Genomic DNA, 21,991 nt, shown 5'->3' on the forward strand with positions numbered 1-21,991 from the left:
CGGCTACTTTCCAGCGACGACGGGGTTTGTCAGCGTACCCAATCCGCTTACTTCGATCGTCACCGTCTCGCCCGCGCGGAGCCAGCGCTGCGGTGTGCGTCCTAAGCCTACACCCGCAGGCGTACCCGTGCTGATAATGTCTCCAGCCTGCAGTGGCGTGATTGAAGAAATATAGGCGATCAAATCAGGTAGCTTAAAGATTAACTCGCGCGTATTCGAGTGTTGCAGTACCTTGCCGTCAATCGAAAGTTTCACATCCAAAGCGTGCGGATCGGCAATCTCATCCTTTGTCACGATGGCTGGACCAAGTGGAGCAAAAGTGTTGAAACTCTTACCCAGAGTCCATTGTGTCGTCGCCAACTGAACATCGCGCGCACTCACGTCATTCAGAATGGTGTAGCCGAAGGCATATTCCTGCCAATCATCGCGTGCGATCCGGCTACCGCCCTTGCCGATGACGCAGGCAAACTCCGCTTCGTAATCCGGTTGCGACGAAATCGACGGCAACTCGATTGCAGTATTCGGACCAGTTAAGGCAGATGCCAGCTTCAGAAAAATCGTTGGCACCTTGGGAATCTCCATCTTCGATTCCACTGCGTGATCCCGGTAATTCAACCCAACACAGAAGATGCGCGGCGGGTCAGGCAACGGCGTCAGCAAACGGGCATCTTCGAGGGAAAGACGAGAGCCGCCGGCTGCGAGTAAATCCTCAGCGGTGTTCAGCGCCTCTGCGCCACCATGGATGATGGAAAGCACGCTGCGAAAACGCGACGATACATCCACAATAGAGCCGCCGACAAGGACACCGGGACGAGCAATTCCACTCGCTTCAGAATATGTAACTAACTTCATGCTTCTCTCCAAATACGGCCATCAGGATAGCTGTAATCGCGCAACGTCTCCGGATAAATTTCAGCGCTGTAACCCGGCTGCTCTGGCAGCAGATAATGGGCATTCCGAATCCGCACCGGATCTATGAAATGTTCGTGAAGATGATCGACAAATTCTGTTACGCGATCTTCCAGGGTCGCCGAAACCCGAAGATAATCGAACACCGAAAGATGCTGCACATACTCACACAAACCAACGCCGCCAGCGTGCGGACAGACAGGAATATTGAACTTTGCTGCCATCAATATGACAGCAAGATTCTCGTTGACCCCCGCCAATCGGCAGCTGTCAATCTGGCAAACGTCAATCGAGCCCGCCTGCATCAACTGCTTGAACATGACGCGATTATGGCAGTGTTCTCCAGTGGCGATGCGCACCTGGGGCACCTCGCGTCGGATGCGTGCGTGGCCAAGAATATCGTCGGGACTTGTAGGCTCTTCCATCCACCAGGGATCCACTTCCGCCAGCATGCGCGTGCGTTCGATTGCTTCTCCTATGTCCCATTTCTGATTCGCATCCATCATCAGCTTATTGTCAGGACCAATGACCTTCCGCAAGAGCCGAGCACGCCGCAAATCATCATTTGGATCGCCGCCCACTTTTAATTTGAAATGCGTCCAGCCCTCGGCCAGGCCCTCATTGGCCAGCCGGATAATCTTCTCGTCGCTATAGCCAAACCACCCGGCTGACGTCGTGTAGGCTGGATAGCCTGTTTGTCGCAGTTCAGCAAGTCGGGCTTCTTGCCCTTTCTCGCGTTCGCGTAGAAGTTGCAGAGCTTCTTCCCGCGTGAGCGCATCTGAGATGTAGCGAAAATCAATGGCGCGGACGATTTCTTCGGCGCTCATATCGGCCAGCAGCTTCCACAGCGGCTTGCCTTCCACGCGCGCATACAAATCCCAAACAGCATTGACTAACGCACCGGTTGCGAGATGGATCACGCCTTTTTCCGGGCCGAGCCAGCGAAATTGGCTATCTGAGGTGAGCTCGCGATAAAACGCACCCAGGTTATCTGTAAGCGCAGATAACTCGCGTCCGATAACGAAGCGCGAGAGATAACGCAATGCTTCGACACAAAGTTCAGTGCCACGTCCCAGCGTAAAGGTCAGACCAAACCCTCGCAGTCCGTGGTTCGTTTCCAGAATGCAATAAGCTGCCGAATAATCAGGATCGGTATTCACCGCGTCCGATCCGATCTGCTCTCGCGAAGTCGGAAAACGTAGATCAATCACCTGCACATTTGTGATTTTCAATTCACTCAATCGGAATCATTCTCCTTGTTAAGGCAGCTAAGCCGCCGTCCAGCCACCGTCAATCGGCAACAACGATCCAGTCATAAACTCCGCTTCATCGGAACAGACATAGCGGATCAACGAAGCAATTTCCTCCGGTTTGCCAAGCCGGCCCATTGGCTGGCGTGCATTCAGTTGCTCTCGCATCTTCTCTTTTTCGTGTGCGTGATACTTGTCGAGATAGCCTTCGACAAAAGGCGTCTGCACGGTGCCTGGACAAATACAGTTGACGCGCAACTCTTTGGGATATTCAACCGCAAGCTGCCGCGTCATCGCCAGCACCGCACCCTTCGTTGTGCAGTATGCAAATCGCTGCTTAATGCCGACCTGTCCTGCAACCGAACCGATATTGACGATCGAGCCTCGGCTCTTGAGTAGCAACGGCAGTAATGCGCGGGTCACCAGATAGACTGATTTCACATTTACTTCCATCAGCTTGTCGAAGTCATCTGGCTCAACATGTGCGATATCTCCCACATGTGCAATGCCGGCGTTATTGACGAGAATGTCTAGCCGGTCGAGCTTTGCTGCGACAGCTTCAATGGAGTCCAGCTTCGTCACATCCATCAGGACAGCGGTCGCATCCGGTAAGCCTGCTGCAAGTGATTGATCTTTATCTAAATTCAAGTCGGCGAAGACACCCGCGGCTCCAGCGCCCGCCAATTCTTTGCACGTGGCTTCGCCGATACCACTTGCGCCACCGGTAACGAGCGCCCGCTTTCCGTCTAGTCGAAATGCTCCTTTGTTCTCCGTCATCGAAACGTAATCCTCTGCGCAAGAATGCGCTTTTGTGCACTGGCCGAAGCACCTTCTGTTCTCAGAGCTTCCATCGCCATATCATTCAAAATTTCGGCGAACGTGGCCTTCAAATGTTGTTCGCCGGAGAGCGTAATCTCTTCGGCGAGTACATTCTCGAAATTGGCAGATTCCCTCACGGCAATACGCAAACGCATCATCGGCATGATCAATTCCTGAGGAGCGGAACTCCGCTCTGTTCGCTTGATGTGTATGCGGCCTCCACCGTGCGCATCGTGTCGATCGCATCTTCCACGCTGGTTGGCAGAGTATTCGATGCGCCGGTCACATACGCCTGCAGTGATCCCATTGATCCGATAAAGGCATCCGGAAACCAATTGCCCTTCGTTGGGAGCTGGTGCCATTTTTCGCCGAGTTTGGCGAAGCTCAAAGTGTCCGGGCGCCCTTTCGGATAATCCAGATTCACTCCCATCACCGCATGCAGCCCACCTTCAGTTCCTTCCCATCTCACATAGCTCTGCTGCGTGTCCTGGAATCTATGTCCGTGGTTTGTCGCGATATAAACGCGCTTCCAATCTCCGTAATCGAGCGTGATGACGCTCTTTGTGGAGGCAAGATTTGCCGTATTCGGATGGCGAACTGTGCGCGCCAAAACTCTTTCCGGATTACCGAACCACGACCGCACCAGGTCAATGTAGTGAATGCTGTGGTAAAGAATTTCGAGCCGCGGAGCGGTCGATAGAAACGTCCATAACTCCCACGGCATATAGACGCTCACCACTATTTCCATGTCATGCAACTGCCCCAGCAGGCCGGCGTCTGTAATTTTTTTTGCGGCAAGCATGGTCGGGGCATACCGCAGCTGGAAATTCACTGCCGCGGTCAGGCTCTTCTTTCTGCAAAGCGACAGAATTTCTTCCGCTTCTTCGAGCGTATTGCCCATTGGCTTCTGGATCAGTACTGAGGCTCCGTCTGGCAGACGCTTCAATACATCAAGAATGGCTCCGGCAGGTACCGCCACATCGAAGATGCTCTTTGGTGGAGCATAACGAATCGCCTCATCGAGTGAATCGGTCGCTAAGGGAACGGAATAGTTTTCCGCAAGGGTCGCTGCCCTATCCCGGTTTGCGTCTACCAGCGCTGCTACCGGAAACCCCGCCTTCTTGTAAGCGGGCAGATGCGCATCGTGCACAATGCCACCTGCTCCCACTACGATAATGGGCAGAGGCTGCGCAGGCAGTGGGGGAGTTGCATCGTCAAGGGCTTGTTGTATTCGGGTGTCCAACTCAGAGACCATCACCTCGGATCACTCTCCTTCAGGAGTCAGCCTGAAGCTATAAGCATAGTGGCCCGGAGCGTTCGCTGGCAGTTCAAGATGAAGGCCATCAGCCTGCTGACTGAAGTGAATTGTCGCATCCGACCCGAGGAGCGATACAGTTTTTACTTTGAAGCTGGTTGCATCTGCGAGTGAGTGAATCACCAGGTGGCCATCAGAAGGCCAGCCCATCGCGATTGCATAGAGCATCTTGCCCTTGGTCGTGAAGCGGATATCCTGCGACGTGTAGGGTTTTGTATCTGCATCATTGAATGATCCGGCGACAACTTTGGTCGGCCCCTCTCCGTATGTCGTCCAGGAGCGCGTGCCGTAGATTGCCTCGCCGTTTGTCTTCAGCCACGCGCCCATGTGCTGCAGAATTGACTGCGCCTCTTCGGGAATGGTGCCATCGGATTTAGGTCCGATATTTAGTAGCAGATTGCCATTCTTGCTGACGATATCGATAAGTTGCCACACCAGACTTTCCGGCGATTTGTAGGTGTCGCCGGAGATATATCCCCAGGATTTCTGGCTCACGGAAGTATCCGTTTGCCAGTGAACCGGACGAATCCGATCCAGTTGCCCGCGCTCAATATCGAGTACGGTTGTTCCGTCAGGAAACGCGTTATTTTTGCGGAAGAGCACTACCTGCTGCCCATTCTTTGCAGCCTGGTTGTAGTAGAAAGCTGCAAAGCGCTTCAGATAAGGCTGAAATGTATCCTGCTCTACCCACCAATCAAAGTAGACAAGCTCTGGATGATAGCGTTCCACCAACTCGCCGCTGCGCGCCAGCCAATCGTTCAGATACGCCGCGTCCGGATGCCCGGTGCCGTCCTTTCCCGGGTCGATTCCGATATGCGCGGGGCCATATAAGGAGGCATAGTTCGGGTCTTGTACATCGGACGGGAACTGACGTCCGCCATTCATGAACCAGTAGTGTTCAGCGCGGTGCGAAGACGCCCCAAAATGAAGGCCCTCGGCGAGAATGGCAGTGCGTAGCTCGCCGATAATGTCGCGCTTCGGCCCCATCTTTGTCGCACACCAGTCGCTCAGGTCAGAGTGGTACATCTGGAATCCGTCATGGTGCTCCGCGACGGGGATGATGTACCGCGCGCCCGATTCCTTAAAGAGTGCGGCCCACGCTTTTGCGTCAAAGCTCTGCGCCTTGAACTGCGGAACGAAGTCCTTGTAGCCGAATTTTGTCTGCGGCCCGTAGGTTTCAACCTGGTGCTTGAACTCTGGCGTGCCCTGCCGATAAGAGTCGCGCGGATACCATTCGCTGCCGAATGCCGGAACCGAATAAACGCCCCAGTGAATGAAGATGCCGAACTTTGCGTCCTGGTACCACTCCGGGATCTTGTATCCCTTCAGCGAATCCCAGTCTGGTTGAAATGGCCCTTCCTTCGAAGCTTTGTCCACCGAAGAGAGCACTGTGTTACGCTGCTTGTCATATTTCTTTACCGACTGCTGCCAGGTCAGATCATTTTTGTCGGGTTGTTGCGCGTACGCTCCAAGGCCGGAGGCAGCCAGCAGGCAGAAAGCGAACCATTTCGATAGGCCAGTCAAAGTCGTGCTCCAGGAAAAGGGTTATTTCATCCATACTTTTATACGCTAAAAATGGTTTTAGCGAGTAATAGTATTGCGGGATTCCGGTCGGCGTACATTTTGCTGGCGGTTTACAATTTACAATCTCTGCTAGCTGCTCAGGAAAGAAGCATCCTTGAAAACGGCAAAACGACGCTACCCTACCCCTGCCCTGGAAAAAGGGCTCGACATTCTTGAGCTGTTCGCACATGAGCCCGGCGGCCTCACCAAGAGCGACGTTGCCCGCCGCCTCAACCGTACCGTATCCGAGATTTTTCGCATGCTCTTGTGTCTGGAGGAGCGCGGCTATATCGGTCGCGCGGAAGATGACGACCGCTTCCGGCTGACGCTGAAGATCTTCCGCATGGCGCTCGAATATCCTCCGACGAAGCGTCTGGTCTCGGAAGCACTGCCAATCATGCAGGCCCTCGTGCACAAGCTTAACCAGTCCTGCCATTTGGGAGTGTTGGAAGCGGGACAGGTTGTCATTGTCGCGCAGGCCGATTCGCCCGTGAGCCCCGGCTTCTACGTCAAGGCCGGATCAATCGTCGACCTCATGCATGCCGCTACCGGGCACGTCATTCTGGCGCACATTCCGGAGGAACTGCGCAATCGCGCTGTGGAGATGTGGCAGCAGGAGACCGGAAACCGCATTCCCAAAGACCTGGATGAACACCTCGCGAAGATTCGTTCGATGGGATTCGAGGAGCGCGACAGCTACCAGATTCGGGGGGTCATCAACATCACCTATCCAGTCTTCGACGAGAGCGGGCAGGCCGTGGCTGCTCTTACTGTTCCTTACCTGGCTCGCACGGAGGATCCAACTACGCCGAAATTGGTGCGCGCAGCTCTTCGCGAAGCCAGTATCAAGCTGACGGAGTCGATAGGTGGCATTCCGCATCTCTCGACTGAGGCGAAAAAAAGTAGATAAGCCAGCAGACTATTCGGGCGTGGCTTCCTTTATTTTCGCAAATTCTCTATTTTCAATTACTTGCGGTAAATTTAAGGATAAATTCCTTATTTTGTTTAAGTTACTAGACATCGCAAATTCTGCCGGGAATCACGATGAATTACCCTACTTTTATTTTACCGATTTTAGCGGTAATTCTCGGCGCGCATAAACTACCGTTTATCAGCTACTTATCTTAATGAGGGCTTGACAAGAAAACGGGTTCATTCATCCCGAAGGGCTACAACAGGTTCTACAGACGAAGCCCGTCGAGCCGGAAAGAAAGCGGCAACTAGTCCAGCAGCAATCAGCGCGATGGTTAGCCCCAGAATCCGTCCTGCATCCTTGTCCACATGGAGTTCCACTACCGAACCGATATATTTCTGCGCGGCTGCTGTAAGTAACAGGCCGACCACGACACCGCTGCCCAGCATCCAGCTCACCCGACGATAGATGCCCGAGAGAATCCGTCCTCGGGTCGCTCCCAGAGCCATACGGACACCTATATCGCGCGTGGAAAGTTCGACCTCGTGACTAATCAGCCCAAACAGACCTACGATGGCCAGCAGTACGGCGAGCGCGGCAAAGGATCCAAAGAGCCAATTTTCGAGGCGCTCAAAGATCAGCGTGTCGGCAATCACGCTCCGCATGGTCTCCGGCGTGCGGAAGGGAAGCGTTGGATCAACATCATGGAAAGCCTTTCGCAGGCTGGGCACTAGATTTGCCGAAGCAAGATTCGTGCGTACCACCAGCGTCATATTTCCCAGCACGCGCATGCTCTCCTGCTTTGGAACCTGGGATGAGACGTAATCCATTTCGGCCATCGGCGCTTCATAGATGTTCTGGCGAATGTTCTTCACCACGCCGATGATCTGCGTTTTGTCATCGTCATCGATCTGCATGCCAATGGGATCGCGTCCTGCGGGAATGAACTTCTTTACGAAGGCTTCATTCACCACCATCACCGGTTTTGAGGTTGGAGTGTCGAGGCTGGGATCAAGCAGGCGACCACGCACCAGGCGGTCTTTGAAGACATCGAAATAGCCGGGTGAAACGACGCGGTACTCCGCCAGAGTGACTTCGTTGGGGGCTGCGGGCGGTGTTCCCGTGACGTGTATCTCGGAATTCCAGCCCCAGTTCTGAATCGGCAGCACCTGGATCATGCCGACAGCCTGGACGCCGGGAATGGCGTGAATCTTATCAAACAGCGGCTGATAGAAATCAGCCATGACATCGCGGCCGTCATAACGACCGGGCGACAGATCAATCTCCGTCGTAAGAATGTTGTCGGGTGAGAAGCCCAGCTCCGTATTCTGCAGGCCGCCGAGCATATGCATCAGTAGCCCGGATACCACCAGCAACGCAAGGGCGAGCGCCATTTGTGTGACCACAAACGCGGCGCGTAGGCGATGCTGTCCACGCGAAGTACCAGCGCTTCCGCCCGCTCGCAGCGCAAGCGTAGGCGCGGTTCCGGAGAGGCGCATGGCCGGAGCAAGGGCCGCGATAACCGTAACAATGACTGATACAAAAAGAGCGGCCAGCAGTACTGGAATGTTCAGTTGTACCTCGGCACCACGCGCCAGTGCGGAGATCAACAACAGGCGAATTACGTGCAGCAGTCCGTAGGCGAGCACGATGCCGCCGATTGCTCCGCAAAAAGCAAAGAGGAGGGCCTCGGTCAGAATCTGCCGCGCAATTCTTCCTCGATGCGCGCCGATTGCCGAGCGAAGAGCAATTTCGCGTTCACGCTTTACGCCGCGCGCCAGCATCAGTCCGGCGACGTTCACGCATCCGATCGCTAACAGGGCCAGCACTGCGTAGAACAGCAGTTGAAGCGAACTGCTGGTTTTGCCCAGGATGAAGGTTGAAAGCTCAACGAGCTTTACGCTGCGTCCCTTCGAATCGGGATAGGTACGGCCCAGATCGGCAAAGACGGCATTCATATCAGCTTGCGCCTGCTGAAGGGTCACGCCGGGTTTCAATCGGGCAATTGTAGGCATGAAGTGATTGCCGCGGTTGTCGTGCATCTGCTTGGTGAGATGAACCGGAATATACACAGCATTTGTGCGGCTGATCGGATAGCGAAAGCCAGCCGGCATGACGCCAATGATTGTGTAAGGGCGGCCGTCGAGTTTTGCCTTCTGACCGATCACGCTCGCCTGTCCGCCAAAGTTTTGCTGCCACACCTCATAGCTCAGTACAACAACGTCATTCCTGCCGTCCTGATCTTCGCCGGGGGCGAATGTGCGCCCCAGGAGCGGATTTACTCCGAACACATCGAAAAAATTATCTGTTGCCTGCACCCCATGCAGAGCGATGGGGCCGCCATTTGCCTCAAAGTTCACCGTTCCGCCGAAGCCGCTCACTCCGGCTAAAGCCGCGAGGCTATGGTTCATCCGCCGCCAGTCCAGATACTCGGGATAGGAGGCTGGTTGCGTATAGCCCTCAGGGGAATGCGTCTGCAGCGCCACAATTTTTTCGGGCTGCTGATAAGGAAGAGGCCGGATCACCATGGCATAAAGCACGCTGAAAACGGCTGCAGTGATTCCGATGCTGAGTGCCAGAGTGGCAATGACGGTTGCGCCGAAACCAGGTGACTTCCGCAACTGCCTTATCGCGTAACGAAGATCCTGCAGGAAGGATTGCATGGTGAAGGCCTCTGTCCAGAAGTGGGCAAGCAAGCTGCCAATCGATTGATACCTATTCTGACTTAGAATCAGCCAGTTAGCACCGATAAAGAAGACGTTGCGGCAAGATGTCCGTCCATTTTCAAACTCAGCTGTTCGATAGCGGACAATGCCTGCTGTCGATCATCGGCGGGCCGCGATAACCGACAATCCACCAGCGGGCTGGGCGGGTTGAAGGCGATCATATGCCTGCTGTAATAAAAGCCAGTCATCTTGCAGGGCAGAAGGGTCTTCCCGCCCGTGGTTTTTTGCGTGAATCATGCATTCAACACGACCCAGCATGAATTCGAACGCAAGTTCAGGATCGGAACCGGGAGCCAGCACGTTGGCGCTGGTGATGCCGACTCGACGTGTCAGATTGTTCGCTTCGATCTCAATCCACGGATTGCCATCGCTGTCGACTGTGACCTGCGCCTTAGCGAACTCGATGGGCATCTTTCCTTTTTTCCCTTGGGGAATTTCCTCTGCCGCAGCAAATGCCTGATATCTCGTAAGCAGCGCCTGCTCGCTGGTGGCATCCGGGACTTTCGCGAGAGTCATGGCTGGAGCTGGAGGATTCATCAGCGATACGGGCTGCACCATGTCTGGGGAAGCCTGCGGGGTGTCTGTTGCCTGCTCTGAAGTCGCGAAGGAAGGCCGCGAATGGTGGAGATATTCCTTGTACAAACCAAATCGACCAGTCAAAAAATAGGCCACGAAGAAGGACCCGGCTACCTCGTGATCGCCAATCAGAGCGGCTGGTATCAGATATTTTTTTGTGTGAATGGCTGTTTCGGTGCCGCTCCGGGCTAACCCGCTGCGGGGAATCTCTCCCGGCTGCTGGGCGAAGTGAAGGCTGTAGAAGCCGAGCTCAGTGTGCTTGACTGCCCAGTGGGTGAAGGATCGGGCGGCAGCCTTCGGACCCATCATGCCCAGATCGTTGAGAAAGTCACGGTGCACCGAGTGGGGAAAGATCATATTGACGAGGGTGCGGGTAAAGACGGCGCAGTTGTTCGTCATGCCGTGATAATGGTTCACGTTGGGATCGGTATTCAGCCAGTCCACGATCACCTGATCCTGCGCTCGCGTGGTGCGCACGGCGTAGACAAAGACATCACGGTCGGCCGTGGCCGCGACGAGGTCGCGCCAGTAACTATGCTGTACGTCCGGGCAATCACCGGCTCCACAAACGGGCTGCAGGAAATGGTGACGGGCTTCCTTCTGAAGCGCGTCTTTGACGTTGGGCGAGGCGTAAAGAAGTCTGGTTTCCGGGTCAGGCAGACCCTGCAAATAGATGCTTAAGGGAGCAATATTCCAGGCATAAGGCTGCGCTTCGCGGAAATGAGGATAGGTGGTGACGATAGACCCTTGCTCCCCTGGCTCGCACAACCGTGCCTGTATGGGGGAGATTGGGCAGACACCCGAAAGATAGACCAGGGAATGGCCGGCCTGCGTGTACGACGAATAGCCGATGGTCGTGGGATCGGCTATGACGACGCCTATATCCGCTCTTGCCTTTGAGCCAAAAAAAGCCGTCGCCAAGATGACGAAGGTAGTCAGACAGCTTCTGAGCCCGCGCCACTCCCATCCGTGCATAGGTGTCTCCATCCTCTTCAGAAAACCAGCGAGATCGCATTTCTGAGTCTGGAACCATTTGGCTACGTTGGCTTCAGATCTTATTAGAAATCAGGAAAAATTATGCAAAATCGAGCTCAAAATTGCGCGAAATGGTGCATTTATCGCAATTCTGCGCAAGGTTATCGCCGCGGTAAATAACCCAGAACCTCACCCGGCTCAGGGCGAACGCGGAAATCGGCATGAGCTTCCGCATAGATTACGGTGCCGTCCTGCGCGATTACATAGGTGGCAGGGAGCGGCAACATCCAGCTTTCATCTCCGTTGACGAACGGTACATTGACCAGGATGCTGCGGAAGTATTGCTGGTGAAACGGAGGAACCTTATAGGCCAGTCCGAATTGCTGCGCCACATCGCAATGGGAGTCGTGCAGCAGCGGAAAGGGAATTCCATGGTGGCCTGCGGTGAAGTCGCTCTGGCGGGTGGTCTGAGGGGAAATTGCAACCAGAAGCGCCCCACGCTCACGGATAACGGGGTAAAGATCGCGCCATGCTTCGAGCTCCGTCATGCAGTAAGGGCACCAGCGTCCACGGAAGAAATCGACAATGAGCGGACCCAGCGACAAGAGATCAGTGGAGTGGACAATGCGTCCCGAGGCGTCGGGCAGCGCGAACTCGGGAGCTTTTGCGCCTATCGGAAGAATTTGTTCCTCGATACCGGTCGAAAAAAGATCAGACACGGCCTGTTCGCTGATGGCCAGGCGTTCGGGCTGCACCAACGTCCGCGTGTTGGCGGTGATTTCGTCGAGCTGATCCTGTAATCGATGGTCGAGATCAATCATGGATTCGATTATCGGCCCCCGCGCATGCCGCCCAGCATTCCCATGGCGCGGCGCTGCAACATTCCACCCTTGCCTACGTTTTTGAACATCTTGCGCATTTGCGCGTACTGCCGCAGAAGTTGGTTTACTTCCTGTACCGTTGTTCCGGAGCCGGTGGCGATGCGTTTGCGGCGGCTGCCGGAGATGATTTCGTGGTGATTGCGTTCTTTGGCCGTCATCGAGTTGATGATCGCCTCGACGCGGACGAATTGTTTCTCGTCCACCTGATCGGCCATCTGCTGCATGCCTGCGAGTGGTCCAACTGATGGGAGCATCTTCATGATGCTCTGCAAAGAACCGAGTTTACGAATCTGGCGCAGCTGGTCGCGGAAATCTTCGAGCGAGAATCCGTCTCCGGAGAGCGCTTTGCGAGCGAATTCTTCGGACTTCTTCTTGTCCAGCTTTTCTTCGGCCTTCTCAATGAGCGTCATGATGTCGCCCATGCCAAGGATGCGGCTTACGATGCGGTCTGGGTGGAAAGGCTCGAAGGCGTCGGGCTTTTCGCCCATTCCGATAAACTTTACCGGCTGGCCGGTCACGTGGCGGATCGAGAGCGCCGCGCCGCCGCGTGCGTCGCCGTCCATCTTTGTGAGGATGATGCCGGTGAGCGCGAGGCGCTTGTGGAACTCGTCGGCGGACTTCACTGCGTCCTGTCCGGTCATCGAGTCGGCGATGAAGAGAATTTCCTGCGGAGTGAGCAGCTTCTTGAGCGATTCCATTTCGCCCATCAGCTCTTCGTCAATGTGCAGGCGACCGGCGGTATCGACGATCAGCGTGTCGCAGCCGGAGATGATGGCTTCGCGGCGTGCTTCTTTCGCCAGGCGCTCGACCAGGGCTGTGCCTGCGGGCTCGCCTTTGGTGTCACCTTCATAGAGGTTGGCCTTGATCGACTTGGCTACGACTCTGAGCTGCTCGCGCGCCGCCGGACGGTATACGTCAACGGAGACGAGCATAGGGCGGTGTCCGCCCTTTTGCAGCCATGCTGCCAGCTTGCCGGAGGTAGTCGTCTTACCGGAACCCTGCAGACCGGCCATCAGGATGACTGTCGGAGGTTTGGAGGCGAACTGGAAGCGGGCCGTGTCTTTGCCGAGGAGCGCGACCAGCTCATCACGCACAATTTTGACAACCTGCTCGGTCGGCGAGAGCGCTGTCAGCACTTCCTGGCCGACGGCCTTCTCGCGGATGTGCTCGATCAAATCCTTAACGACGTTGAGGTTGACGTCGGCTTCAAGCAGCGCCACGCGGATTTCGCGCAAGGCTTCGCCGATGTTCTCTTCGGTGATGGTGCCCTGTCCGCGCAGATTTTTGAATGTGCGCTGCAGTTTCTCTGAAAGGTTCTCAAACATAGCTTCAAAACCAGTTTAACAGTCCTGCCTGCTTCGGATGGCCGGAGGCTGCATCGTTGGCCGCGATCCGCGAATCTACTGTTTCGAGAAGACATTCTGGAGGGCGGAACCATGGACCTAGGATTAAAAGGGAAAAGAGCGTTAGTGACTGGCTCAACGGCAGGCATCGGGTTTGCAATCGCCAGGCTTCTTGCCCGGGAGGGAGCGTCTGTTTATGTGAATGGACGCACCGAAGCCCGCGTCGAGAAGGCAGTGGCTGAGATCGAGGGCAAAGTGGACGGAATTGCCGCTGATCTGACAACGCCGGAGGGTGCACAGAAGCTCTTCGAGCGGGTGAAAGATGTCGATATTGTCGTCAATAACCTGGGAATCTTTGAAGCCAAGCCATTTCTCGAAATTGAGGACTCGGAATGGGTGCGCTTTTTCGAGGCGAACGTGCTTTCCGGGATTCGCGTGACCCGGCATTATCTTCCGCCCATGCTGGAGCGAAAATGGGGCCGTATTCTTTTCATTTCCAGTGAATCTGCGATCCAGATTCCTGCCGAAATGGTGCATTACGGCATGACGAAGACTGCGCAGATCGCGATTGCGCGCGGCATCGCGGAGTCTTTTCCGGCCAGTGGAGTGACTGTTAACTCTGTCCTTGTTGGGCCGACAGAGAGTGAAGGTGTTTCCGCGTTTGTTGATGGGTTGGCCAGTCAACAGAAGAAAAGCAGGGAAGATGTAGAGCGTGACTTTTTCCAACACATGCGGCCGACCAGCCTGATCAAGAGGTTTGAAACTCCTGATGAAGTGGCGGCGATGGTGGGCTTCCTCTGCAGCGAAGCAGCTTCGGCGATTACAGGTTCAGCGCAGCGGGTGGATGGCGGCGTGGTGAAGGCGATCGTATAAGAAAAGACGCTAGCTAATCGACTTCGACGTGCTCGAAACCGAGGCCCAGCAGCATAGTGGTGACGGTTGCGGCGGCGTTTTTGCGCGCAGTTTGAAGAATTCCGTCATTGACTGCTGCCTGCTGCAATTCCTGCTGCGCCTTATCGCGGACTTCGCTTTCAAGGTTGGGGTCGGCGGCGGCGAAAAGGCCGGTTTCGCGGGAGTAGACGCGAGTCTTTGAGTTGTCGAGCGTAGTGGTGAAAACTTCTGATTGCGGCAGATGAACCTGAACGGCGCGTCCATTGATCTTGATATCGCTCGATTGCAGTTTGCTCAGGTCGATGCCCGCGATCGTTTGTCCGTGAACGACGAGCAGCAGTTTGTCGCCCGCAAGAAAATCAGGGAAATATTCACTCTCGCGAGAGCCGCCGACCACCTTGTCCATCGTATAAACGACGGTTTCCAGTCGTTGCAGCTGCTGGATTTTCGCCACGATGGTAGGCAGTGAAGTGTCCACTGACAAGCTGCGATGGGTCAGCTTTGCGGCGAATTCATTCCAGGCGCCTTCTGTTGCGTGGCGGATAAACAACACCAGCGCGATGGCGCCAATCACCAATCCGAGGAAAAGCGATAGCAGGATTTTTCCGATGCTTGATCTCTTTGGCGGTTCGACGGGGGTGAGGACTGGAGTGCTCATAAAGGATTCGATGATGAATGACTGTAATTCGTCATCTCAGGCGAGAGATAGAGTACGGGAATTCATCTTTTTGACCATGGTTACTTCCGCCTGAGTGAAGCGAGGAATCCCAGCGATATTGGCTTAGCGTAAATCACTGAGATTCTTCCTCCCGTTGGTCGTCAGAATGATGGCCGGCTGTCCGTTGCTAATCTGCGATCGCCGGAATTGTCCGATTTGCTCGTATTTCCTGAGAGCCTACCCGGTTGGCATAGCTCGCCTGGATAAACTTGCTGAACAGCGGATGCGGCTCAAGCGGTTTCGATTTGAATTCCGGGTGGAACTGGCAGCCGAGGAAATACGGATGGTCGGGAATTTCGACAATTTCGACATAGGTTGCGTCGGGGGTCGTTCCGGTGATGCGCAGACCGGCTCCGGTGAGCAGCGCTTCATATTCGCGATTAAATTCGTACCGGTGGCGGTGGCGCTCGCTGATTTCCGTCGATCCGTAGGCCTTGTTTGCCAGCGAATCCGGCTGCAAAATGCATGTCCATGCACCTAGACGCATGGTTCCGCCCATTTCTTCTACGCCGGTTAATTCACGCAGCTTGTAGATCACGCGGTGCGGCGTCGCCGGGTCGAACTCGCTGGAGTTGGCTCCGTTCAGGCCGCAGACATTGCGGGCAAACTCAATGCAGGCGGTCTGCATGCCGAGGCAGATGCCGAAGTAGGGAACCTTATTCTCGCGCGCATAACGGATCGCGTTCAGCATGCCCTCGATGCCGCGCTTGCCGAAGCCGCCCGGGACCAGAATTCCGTCAAAGTCTTTGAGTTGCTCCTCGTAATTATGTGTCTCCAGGCCTTCGGCCTCTATCCAAGTCACGCGGAGTTTCAGGTTGTGCCCGAGCGAGGCGTGAACAAGCGCTTCTTTCAAGGATTTATAGCTGTCCTCGTACTCAACGTACTTACCGACAATGGCGATAGAAACTTCGTCTTTCGGGTTATAGCAGCGGTCGACCAGATCTCTCCAACGGCTCATGTCGGCTTCGCGCGCATCGATGTGCAGATACCTGAGCGCCAGCGTATCTACACCCTCCTGCGCAAAGCTGAGAGGAACCTCGTAAATTGAATCCACATCCCGGGCTGTGATGACGGCCTTTTCTTCGAGATTGCAGAATAGCGCGATCTTCCCTTTCATCTCATGCGAAAGCGGGCGGTCGCAGCGGCACAGCAGGATGTCTGGCTGGATTCCGATCGATAGCATCTCTTTCACGGAGTGCTGTGTCGGTTTGGTCTTCAGCTCCTGCGCGGCGCTGATCCACGGCACCAGCGTGACGTGAACAAAAACGGTATTCTCGCGGCCTAACTCCTGCCGCATCTGACGGATGGCTTCAAGAAACGGGAGTGACTCGATGTCGCCAACGGTGCCGCCGATTTCTACGATGGTCACATCGCAGTCGGCAGAGACCTTGCGCATGGCGTTTTTGATTTCGTTGGTTACGTGGGGAATAACCTGGACGGTTTTGCCGAGATAGTCGCCGCGGCGCTCCTTAGTGATGATCTGTTCGTAGATGCGACCGGTAGTGAGGTTATTGTCGCGGGTAAGGCGGGCGTGGGTGAAGCGTTCGTAGTGGCCGAGGTCGAGGTCGGTTTCGGCGCCGTCGTCGGTGACGAAGACTTCGCCGTGCTGGAACGGCGACATCGTTCCAGGGTCGACATTAAGGTAGGGGTCAAACTTCATGAGGTTGACCTTTAAACCTCGCGCTTCCAGCAGGCAGCCGATCGACGCCGCGGCTAAACCCTTTCCTAAGCTGGACACAACCCCGCCGGTCACAAAGATGTACTTTGCGGACATCGCTGCTTCACCTTTTTCTTGTTGTTTTGATTGGCGTACCAGGTAGGCACAATTGATTTTACCCGGAATTTCACCAGAAAGAAAGAGGCGCAGAGAAGGTGCTGTATAACAGGAAGATACGTGACGCAACCTGCACCCATTGCGTCTAAAAGACGGCCCATGAAACGCCTGGCTCTTATCGTGATTGCCCTCCTGTTCCTGCCGGGAGTGCGCTGCATGGCGCAAGTTGGAGATAAGCGTCTCATTCTAAAAGACGGTTCCTATCAGGTTGTCACTCAATACGAAGTGAAGGGCGACCGCGTGCGCTATAAGAGTGCTGAGCGCGGCGGTGAATGGGAAGAGATTCCGAATACCCTCGTTGACTGGCCGGCAACCGAAAAGTGGAACAAGGAGCATGCGCCCGGAGCGCTTGCTACCGCCGAAGCCGAGAGAGAAAAGAAAGAGCAGAGCGACGCTGCCGAGATTGACAAAGAGGAACAGCAGGAACGAGATGCAGAAAAGGCCCGCATGCCGGTTGTTTCGCCAGGCCTGCGCCTGCCCGACGAGAGCGGCGTTTGGGTGATGGACACGTTTCAAGCAACTCCGGAACTGGTCAGAATGCAGCAGAGTAACGGCGACCTGAATAAAGACCTTGGGCACAACGTGCTCAAAGCAACGATCAATCCCATGGGCGGCTCGAAGCAGCTGATCCAGATCGATGGCGCGCGCTCAAAAATTCAACTGCATGTAAACCAGCCGGAGCTCTATGTTGCTCTCGATGCCAGCGACGAGGGAACGCTCCCGGACGATGCGCTGAAAGTAGATACTCACGGCGCCAGCGCCAAAGTAGACAAGAACAACCATAGTTCGCCAACCAGCCGATATGTGATTGTGCGCGTGCAGCAGCGGCGTAATCTGCGAGTAGTTGCTGCTATGAACATCAGCATGGTGGGCAAGGTTTCTCACTCAGAGGACATTGTTGAAACTACGAGTCAGATTCTCCCGGGTAATCACTGGATGAAAGTGATACCCAAAGTGCCTCTCAGTTTTGGCGAATACGCTCTGATGGAAGTGCTTTCACCACAGGAAGTGAATCTCGATGTGTGGGATTTTGGGGTCGATCCTCGTGCCCCTGAAAATAAAAACACGCTGACGCCGATACTAGCCTCAAAGTAGACGGCTGTATCTATCCTCATGCGGCTGCATCCAATAGAGTAGATATCAACCTGATGGCAGCATCTTTCACCAGTCCCGGTATACAGGAAGCGGATCGAAGCGCGCGCCTGATCGACAAGCACGGTCGCGCCATTACTGACCTGCGGGTATCCGTGACTGACCGGTGCAATTACAAGTGCGTTTATTGCCGGACGGGAAACGACGGTGCTCAGTACGCCGAGCTTCCTCTGGATGACTATTTTCGCATTGTTCGTGTCCTGGTGAATCTGGGGATTGAAAAGGTCAGGCTGACCGGCGGCGAGCCTCTTCTACGAAGAGATTTGCCCACTCTGGTGCGAGAGCTGGCGAAGCTAAGAACCGTGGATGGCAACCATCCGCTCGATCTTGCGCTGACGACCAATGGTCATTTACTGGCAGATCTAGCGCAGCCGCTCAAGGACGCAGGACTAACCCGCGTTACGGTCAGCATGGACGCGGTGGATCCGGAAATTTTTGCTCGCATCACTCGCGTTCCCGGCAGCTTTCACAAGGTGACTGCCGGAATTCGCGCAGCGCAGCGTGCCGGCCTGGGTCCAGTCAAAGTGAACTGCGTGCTCCTGCGTGGGTTCAACGAAGACCAGGTGGTGCCCTTCGCAAAATTTGCGCGCGACGAGGGCGTGATCGTGCGCTTTATTGAATTTATGCCGCTCGAAGAAGATCGTCTCTGGACGCCGGCTTCGGTGATTCCGGTGCATGAATTACTGGAGCGTTTGAGCACATTCCGTCCGGTTGTGCCGCTCAAGGCAAACGCGCTCAGTGAGACTGCTCGGCGCTATACCTTCGACGATGGTGTAGGTGAGATCGGCATCATCGCGCCGGTTTCCCAGGCATTCTGTGGGCATTGCAGCCGCATCCGTCTTACCTCAGACGGGAAAATCCGCACCTGCCTCTTTTCGCAGTTCGATCATGATCTACTTGCCCGCATGCGTCACGGCGCTACAGACGAAGAGATGGCAGAGTGGATTCGGCAGGTGGTGGAACAGAAAGAGGCACGCCATCACATTGGTGAACCGGGATTTCTGAAACCATCGCGCAGCATGGTCCATATCGGCGGATAAACGTGCGAGGTTTATGGATGCTTCGCAGTGGATTGTGAAGAGTGATGATGGAGCACGCCGCGCTGACAAAAGCGGTTCCCGCATATTCTGCAGCGATAAGGCCGTTGGCCTAGAAATAATCTGGGCCAATCTTTCCATCGCGCGTGAGAACGCCGAATGGAACTCAGCTCAGAACACCAGGGACAGGAGATTTTTGACATGAAACAACTCCAGTCTTCGGTCTAACTTTACTCTGCGATTCGTAGGCCGAAAACTGGTGCTACTGTCTCATGAAATCTGCGACGAAGCAACAGATCGTTAGTAACTACACGATCGATTTGGTCATGCGCCGCACTTGAATCGATTGGTGCCCGGGCAGAGGAACATCGAAGGTGTCGAGCGCCAGATAGCCATGCGCTTCATAGAGTGGAACGCCTGGCAACGTCGCCGCCATCTCCATGCTGCGGAAGCCCGCTTCACGCGCTTCATCTTCGCAATGCAGAAGCAACGCGCGGCCTACGCCCTTTCGCGCAAAGGCGGGATGCGTAAAGAAAGCGCGGATACGCGCCGGGTCACGTGCTGGATCAAGCAGAGTGTCCTGGCGGGAATGTTCGAAATGGCTTGCGCCGTAAAGCGTGGTGCGTTTGCTCCATCCGCCGCAGCCAGCGAGTTGACTGCCCATCTCCGCTACGTAGTATGTGCCGTCTTCGATGAGTTGCATATCCACGCCAAAGACGGATTGCGCGGCAGCCTCGATCTGCTCCGGCGTATACCAGCCTGCCTGCAGCTCGCGTACTGAGCGCTCGATCAATTCGCGTAGCGCTGGCACATCATCCAGGGTAGCCACGCGTATGTAAATGGCAGTCATCACAAGCTACTGTAGCGCAGATGGCGCCGAAGGCGTCCGCCCGTGCCGTCAGCACCTACATTCCGTCGTAGTTCGGGCCGCCGCCGCCCTCGGGAGGCACCCAATTCACGATCTGGTAAGGATCCATGATGTCGCAGGTCTTGCAATGCACACAGTTGGCAAAGTTGATGTGCAGCTGCTTGCCAGAATGTGTTTCGCTCGTTTCGACGATCTCGTAAACAGCAGCCGGGCAGAAGTACTGGCAAGGGTTGCCGAACTCTTTTACGCAACGATTGTTGCAGATGTCCAGATCTTTGATGACCAGATGCACAGGCTGATCGTCCTCGTGCCGTGTGCCGGAGTGATAGACATCTGTCAGCCGGTCGAAGGTTAACTTGCCGTCGCCCTTTGCGTTATATAAAAAGTGGTGGCGTCCGTCACCGTAAGGGCTGAGCGCATCTGCATGTTTCATGCGCAGGTAGCCGGCTTCGTTTTTCGAATCTGGTCCGAGATTCGAGCCGTGCATCAGTTGCTGAAGACCGGCCTTTATCATTCCGTCGTAAAGTCCGTGCTCGAAAGCCTGGTGGAAGTTGCGTACCGGAAAAAGTTCGTCTTTAATCCAGCTCTTGTCCACTGCGGCCTTGTACTCGCTAAGAGTGTCCGCGGAGTTGTCGCCGGAGAGCAGCGCATCGAAGGCGGTCTCTGCGGCAAGCATGCCGCTTTTGATGGCGAGATGAATTCCCTTGAGCCGCTGCGAATTCAGAAAGCTTGCCGAGTCGCCGAGGATCATCCAGCCGTTGCCGGAGATGCGCGGCATCGTGAGCCATCCACCGTAGGGCAGCGTCTTTGCGCCGTAGCGGATCATCTTGCCGCCCTCGAGAAGATGGCGAGCGAATGGATGCTCCTTGAAATCCTGAAAGACATGGTGAGGATCGGTGCGCGGGTCTTCGTAATCGAGCCCGGTCACATAACCTACGGAAACCAGCGTGTCGGAGATGCCGTAAATCCATGCGCCGCCGTACTCCTTCGTCGTCAGCGGATAGCCCAGTGTGTAGATCACTTCACCTTTGGCAACGCGGCCCGCGGGAATTTCCCATAGCTCCTTGATGCCTACGCCGTAAGTCTGCGCGTGGTAAAAATCTTCAAGCTCAAGTCGCTCGGTCAGTTGTTTGGCGCAGTTGCCGCGCGTGCCTTCGGCGAGAATTGTGATCTTCGCGCGGAGATCGTAGCCCGGCTCAAAATTCGCCTTCGGCTGTCCCTGCTTGTCGACACCTTTATCATCGGTGCGGACGCCAGTCACGCGCGCGGTGTCTGCGTCGCGGCTGTCATCTTCAAACAACAGCTCCGACCCGGCGAATCCGGTGAAGACAGTGATGCCTGCCGCTTCTACTTTTTCGCTCAACCACTTCACGAACTTGTTGATGGAGATGACATAGTTGCCGTGATCGCGCAGTGGCGGCGGAACGATCGGGAATTTGCGCGCCTTGTCCTTACTGAGAAAATAAACCGATTCCTTCGTGACCTCGGCATCAATCGGCGCTTCCGATTCGAAGCCCGGCAGCAGTTCGCGCATTGAGCGCGGGTCTAGCAGCGCACCTGACAAACAATGCTGGCCTACTTCGCGTGCCTTTTCGAGAACGTAGATGTTGTCTTTGGAGAGCTGCGAATCCGGATGATGCGCGTTATGCTCGTCGATCAGCTGCGAGAGCCGCAGCGCGCAGGCCATGCCAGCAGGCCCTCCGCCGATGATGACGACATCGGCCTCCATCTGCGGGCGGTCTATATCTTCGATTGGTTTACGAAACGTGATCATAGGCGACTGATCATCTTACTAGAGATAAAGACAAAGACGCGTCATTCTGAGCGTAGCGAAGAATCCATAAGATGCAGACACTACCTATACTCCATACGGCTTCTGACAAAATTGTTTTCCAGAAAAACTCGTTCTGCAAACTTAAATTTATCGCTGGAAACAGTTCACATAGATTCTTCACTGCCCTCAGGATGACATCCGATTAATCTCAATTCCATGAGACGAGGCTGGGTATATATTCTCTGCGGTCGAACCGGGACGCTCTACACAGGAGTTACAAGTAATCTTTATAACCGAGTGCTGGAACACCGCAGCGTATCAAATCCGGCTTCGAGTCAAAATATAGTTGCAATCGTCTGGTTTATTTTGAAGAGTTCGGCGACATCACTTCGGCCATAGATCGCGAAAAGAAGATCAAAGGGTGGACCAGGGCGAAGAAGCTGGAAC

19 protein-coding genes are annotated in these 21,991 nt (G+C 55.1%); 5 read left to right on the forward strand and 14 right to left on the reverse strand.

Features of this window, described 5'->3' with window-relative positions; genetic code table 11:
• Positions 1 to 3: 3 nt before the first annotated feature.
• Genes GSQ86_RS16725 through GSQ86_RS16750 form a run of 6 tightly spaced genes read right to left on the reverse strand, consistent with a single transcriptional unit; the run spans position 4 to position 5,817 of the window.
• Positions 4 to 852, reverse strand: coding sequence for a fumarylacetoacetate hydrolase family protein (locus GSQ86_RS16725; RefSeq protein ID WP_158751068.1), 849 nt, complete (start codon positions 850 to 852; stop codon positions 4 to 6).
• Positions 849 to 2,150: an L-fuconate dehydratase gene (locus GSQ86_RS16730; RefSeq protein WP_158751069.1), complete on the reverse strand. Its 1,302-nt coding sequence runs from the start codon at positions 2,148 to 2,150 to the stop codon at positions 849 to 851. Before GSQ86_RS16730 ends, GSQ86_RS16725 begins: the two co-directional genes overlap by 4 nt.
• Before the next feature lie 27 nt (positions 2,151 to 2,177).
• Positions 2,178 to 2,936: an SDR family NAD(P)-dependent oxidoreductase gene (locus GSQ86_RS16735; RefSeq protein ID WP_158751070.1), complete on the reverse strand. Its 759-nt coding sequence runs from the start codon at positions 2,934 to 2,936 to the stop codon at positions 2,178 to 2,180.
• Positions 2,933 to 3,142: a hypothetical protein gene (locus GSQ86_RS16740; protein WP_158751071.1), complete on the reverse strand. Its 210-nt coding sequence runs from the start codon at positions 3,140 to 3,142 to the stop codon at positions 2,933 to 2,935. Before GSQ86_RS16740 ends, GSQ86_RS16735 begins: the two co-directional genes overlap by 4 nt.
• A 2-nt stretch (positions 3,143 to 3,144) precedes the next feature.
• On the reverse strand, positions 3,145 to 4,233 hold the full coding sequence (locus tag GSQ86_RS16745; RefSeq protein ID WP_158751072.1) for a Gfo/Idh/MocA family protein: 1,089 nt from the start codon (positions 4,231 to 4,233) through the stop codon (positions 3,145 to 3,147).
• A 9-nt stretch (positions 4,234 to 4,242) separates the two neighbouring features.
• Positions 4,243 to 5,817 (reverse strand): alpha-L-fucosidase, encoded by a 1,575-nt coding sequence (locus tag GSQ86_RS16750; protein ID WP_158751073.1) that lies wholly within the window; start codon positions 5,815 to 5,817, stop codon positions 4,243 to 4,245.
• Positions 5,818 to 5,971: 154 nt separating this feature from the next.
• Here GSQ86_RS16750 and GSQ86_RS16755 point away from each other — a divergent pair, with 154 nt between their 5' ends.
• The gene (locus tag GSQ86_RS16755; RefSeq protein ID WP_158751074.1) at positions 5,972 to 6,766 is read left to right on the forward strand and encodes an IclR family transcriptional regulator; all 795 of its coding nucleotides are present in this window, start codon (positions 5,972 to 5,974) and stop codon (positions 6,764 to 6,766) included.
• Positions 6,767 to 7,008: 242 nt separating this feature from the next.
• On the opposite strand, the gene GSQ86_RS16760 is transcribed toward GSQ86_RS16755, so the two are convergent.
• The 4 genes from GSQ86_RS16760 to ffh all read right to left on the reverse strand — a co-directional run bounded on the left by GSQ86_RS16760 (position 7,009) and on the right by ffh (position 13,252).
• Positions 7,009 to 9,432 (reverse strand): ABC transporter permease, encoded by a 2,424-nt coding sequence (locus tag GSQ86_RS16760; RefSeq protein WP_158751075.1) that lies wholly within the window; start codon positions 9,430 to 9,432, stop codon positions 7,009 to 7,011.
• Positions 9,433 to 9,594: 162 nt separating this feature from the next.
• Complete coding sequence (locus tag GSQ86_RS16765; protein WP_158751076.1) at positions 9,595 to 11,058, reverse strand: hypothetical protein; 1,464 nt, start codon at positions 11,056 to 11,058, stop codon at positions 9,595 to 9,597.
• Between the two features lie 149 nt (positions 11,059 to 11,207).
• A complete protein-coding gene (locus GSQ86_RS16770; protein ID WP_158751077.1) occupies positions 11,208 to 11,867 on the reverse strand; it encodes a redoxin domain-containing protein in 660 nt (219 codons plus the stop codon).
• An 8-nt stretch (positions 11,868 to 11,875) separates the two neighbouring features.
• Positions 11,876 to 13,252 carry a signal recognition particle protein gene (gene ffh / locus GSQ86_RS16775; RefSeq protein WP_158751078.1) on the reverse strand — a complete coding sequence of 459 codons (1,377 nt, stop codon included), beginning with the start codon at positions 13,250 to 13,252 and terminating at the stop codon, positions 11,876 to 11,878.
• Between the two features lie 111 nt (positions 13,253 to 13,363).
• Here ffh and GSQ86_RS16780 point away from each other — a divergent pair, with 111 nt between their 5' ends.
• Positions 13,364 to 14,143 (forward strand): SDR family NAD(P)-dependent oxidoreductase, encoded by a 780-nt coding sequence (locus GSQ86_RS16780; RefSeq protein WP_158751079.1) that lies wholly within the window; start codon positions 13,364 to 13,366, stop codon positions 14,141 to 14,143.
• Positions 14,144 to 14,156: 13 nt separating this feature from the next.
• On the opposite strand, the gene GSQ86_RS16785 is transcribed toward GSQ86_RS16780, so the two are convergent.
• Positions 14,157 to 14,819: a DUF4230 domain-containing protein gene (locus GSQ86_RS16785; protein WP_158751080.1), complete on the reverse strand. Its 663-nt coding sequence runs from the start codon at positions 14,817 to 14,819 to the stop codon at positions 14,157 to 14,159.
• A gap of 187 nt (positions 14,820 to 15,006) precedes the next feature.
• Positions 15,007 to 16,653: a CTP synthase gene (locus GSQ86_RS16790; RefSeq protein ID WP_158751081.1), complete on the reverse strand. Its 1,647-nt coding sequence runs from the start codon at positions 16,651 to 16,653 to the stop codon at positions 15,007 to 15,009.
• 159 nt (positions 16,654 to 16,812) lie between these two features.
• Here GSQ86_RS16790 and GSQ86_RS16795 point away from each other — a divergent pair, with 159 nt between their 5' ends.
• On the forward strand, positions 16,813 to 17,808 hold the full coding sequence (locus tag GSQ86_RS16795; protein WP_158751082.1) for a hypothetical protein: 996 nt from the start codon (positions 16,813 to 16,815) through the stop codon (positions 17,806 to 17,808).
• Between the two features lie 53 nt (positions 17,809 to 17,861).
• Positions 17,862 to 18,905: a GTP 3',8-cyclase MoaA gene (gene moaA / locus GSQ86_RS16800; protein WP_158751083.1), complete on the forward strand. Its 1,044-nt coding sequence runs from the start codon at positions 17,862 to 17,864 to the stop codon at positions 18,903 to 18,905.
• A gap of 304 nt (positions 18,906 to 19,209) precedes the next feature.
• On the opposite strand, the gene GSQ86_RS16805 is transcribed toward moaA, so the two are convergent.
• Together GSQ86_RS16805 and GSQ86_RS16810 are read right to left on the reverse strand one after the other, a co-directional pair.
• Positions 19,210 to 19,752, reverse strand: a complete 543-nt coding sequence (locus GSQ86_RS16805; protein WP_158751084.1) for a GNAT family N-acetyltransferase — start codon at positions 19,750 to 19,752, stop codon at positions 19,210 to 19,212.
• Positions 19,753 to 19,807: 55 nt separating this feature from the next.
• Complete coding sequence (locus tag GSQ86_RS16810) at positions 19,808 to 21,544, reverse strand: electron transfer flavoprotein-ubiquinone oxidoreductase (protein ID WP_158751085.1); 1,737 nt, start codon at positions 21,542 to 21,544, stop codon at positions 19,808 to 19,810.
• A gap of 216 nt (positions 21,545 to 21,760) precedes the next feature.
• Between GSQ86_RS16810 and GSQ86_RS23590 the strand changes: the two genes are divergently transcribed.
• Positions 21,761 to 21,943 (forward strand): GIY-YIG nuclease family protein, encoded by a 183-nt coding sequence (locus GSQ86_RS23590; RefSeq protein WP_254062449.1) that lies wholly within the window; start codon positions 21,761 to 21,763, stop codon positions 21,941 to 21,943.
• Positions 21,944 to 21,991: the final 48 nt, after the last annotated feature.

The sequence above is a fragment of the Acidobacterium sp. S8 genome (assembly GCF_009765985.1).
GTDB lineage: Bacteria > Acidobacteriota > Terriglobia > Terriglobales > Acidobacteriaceae > Alloacidobacterium.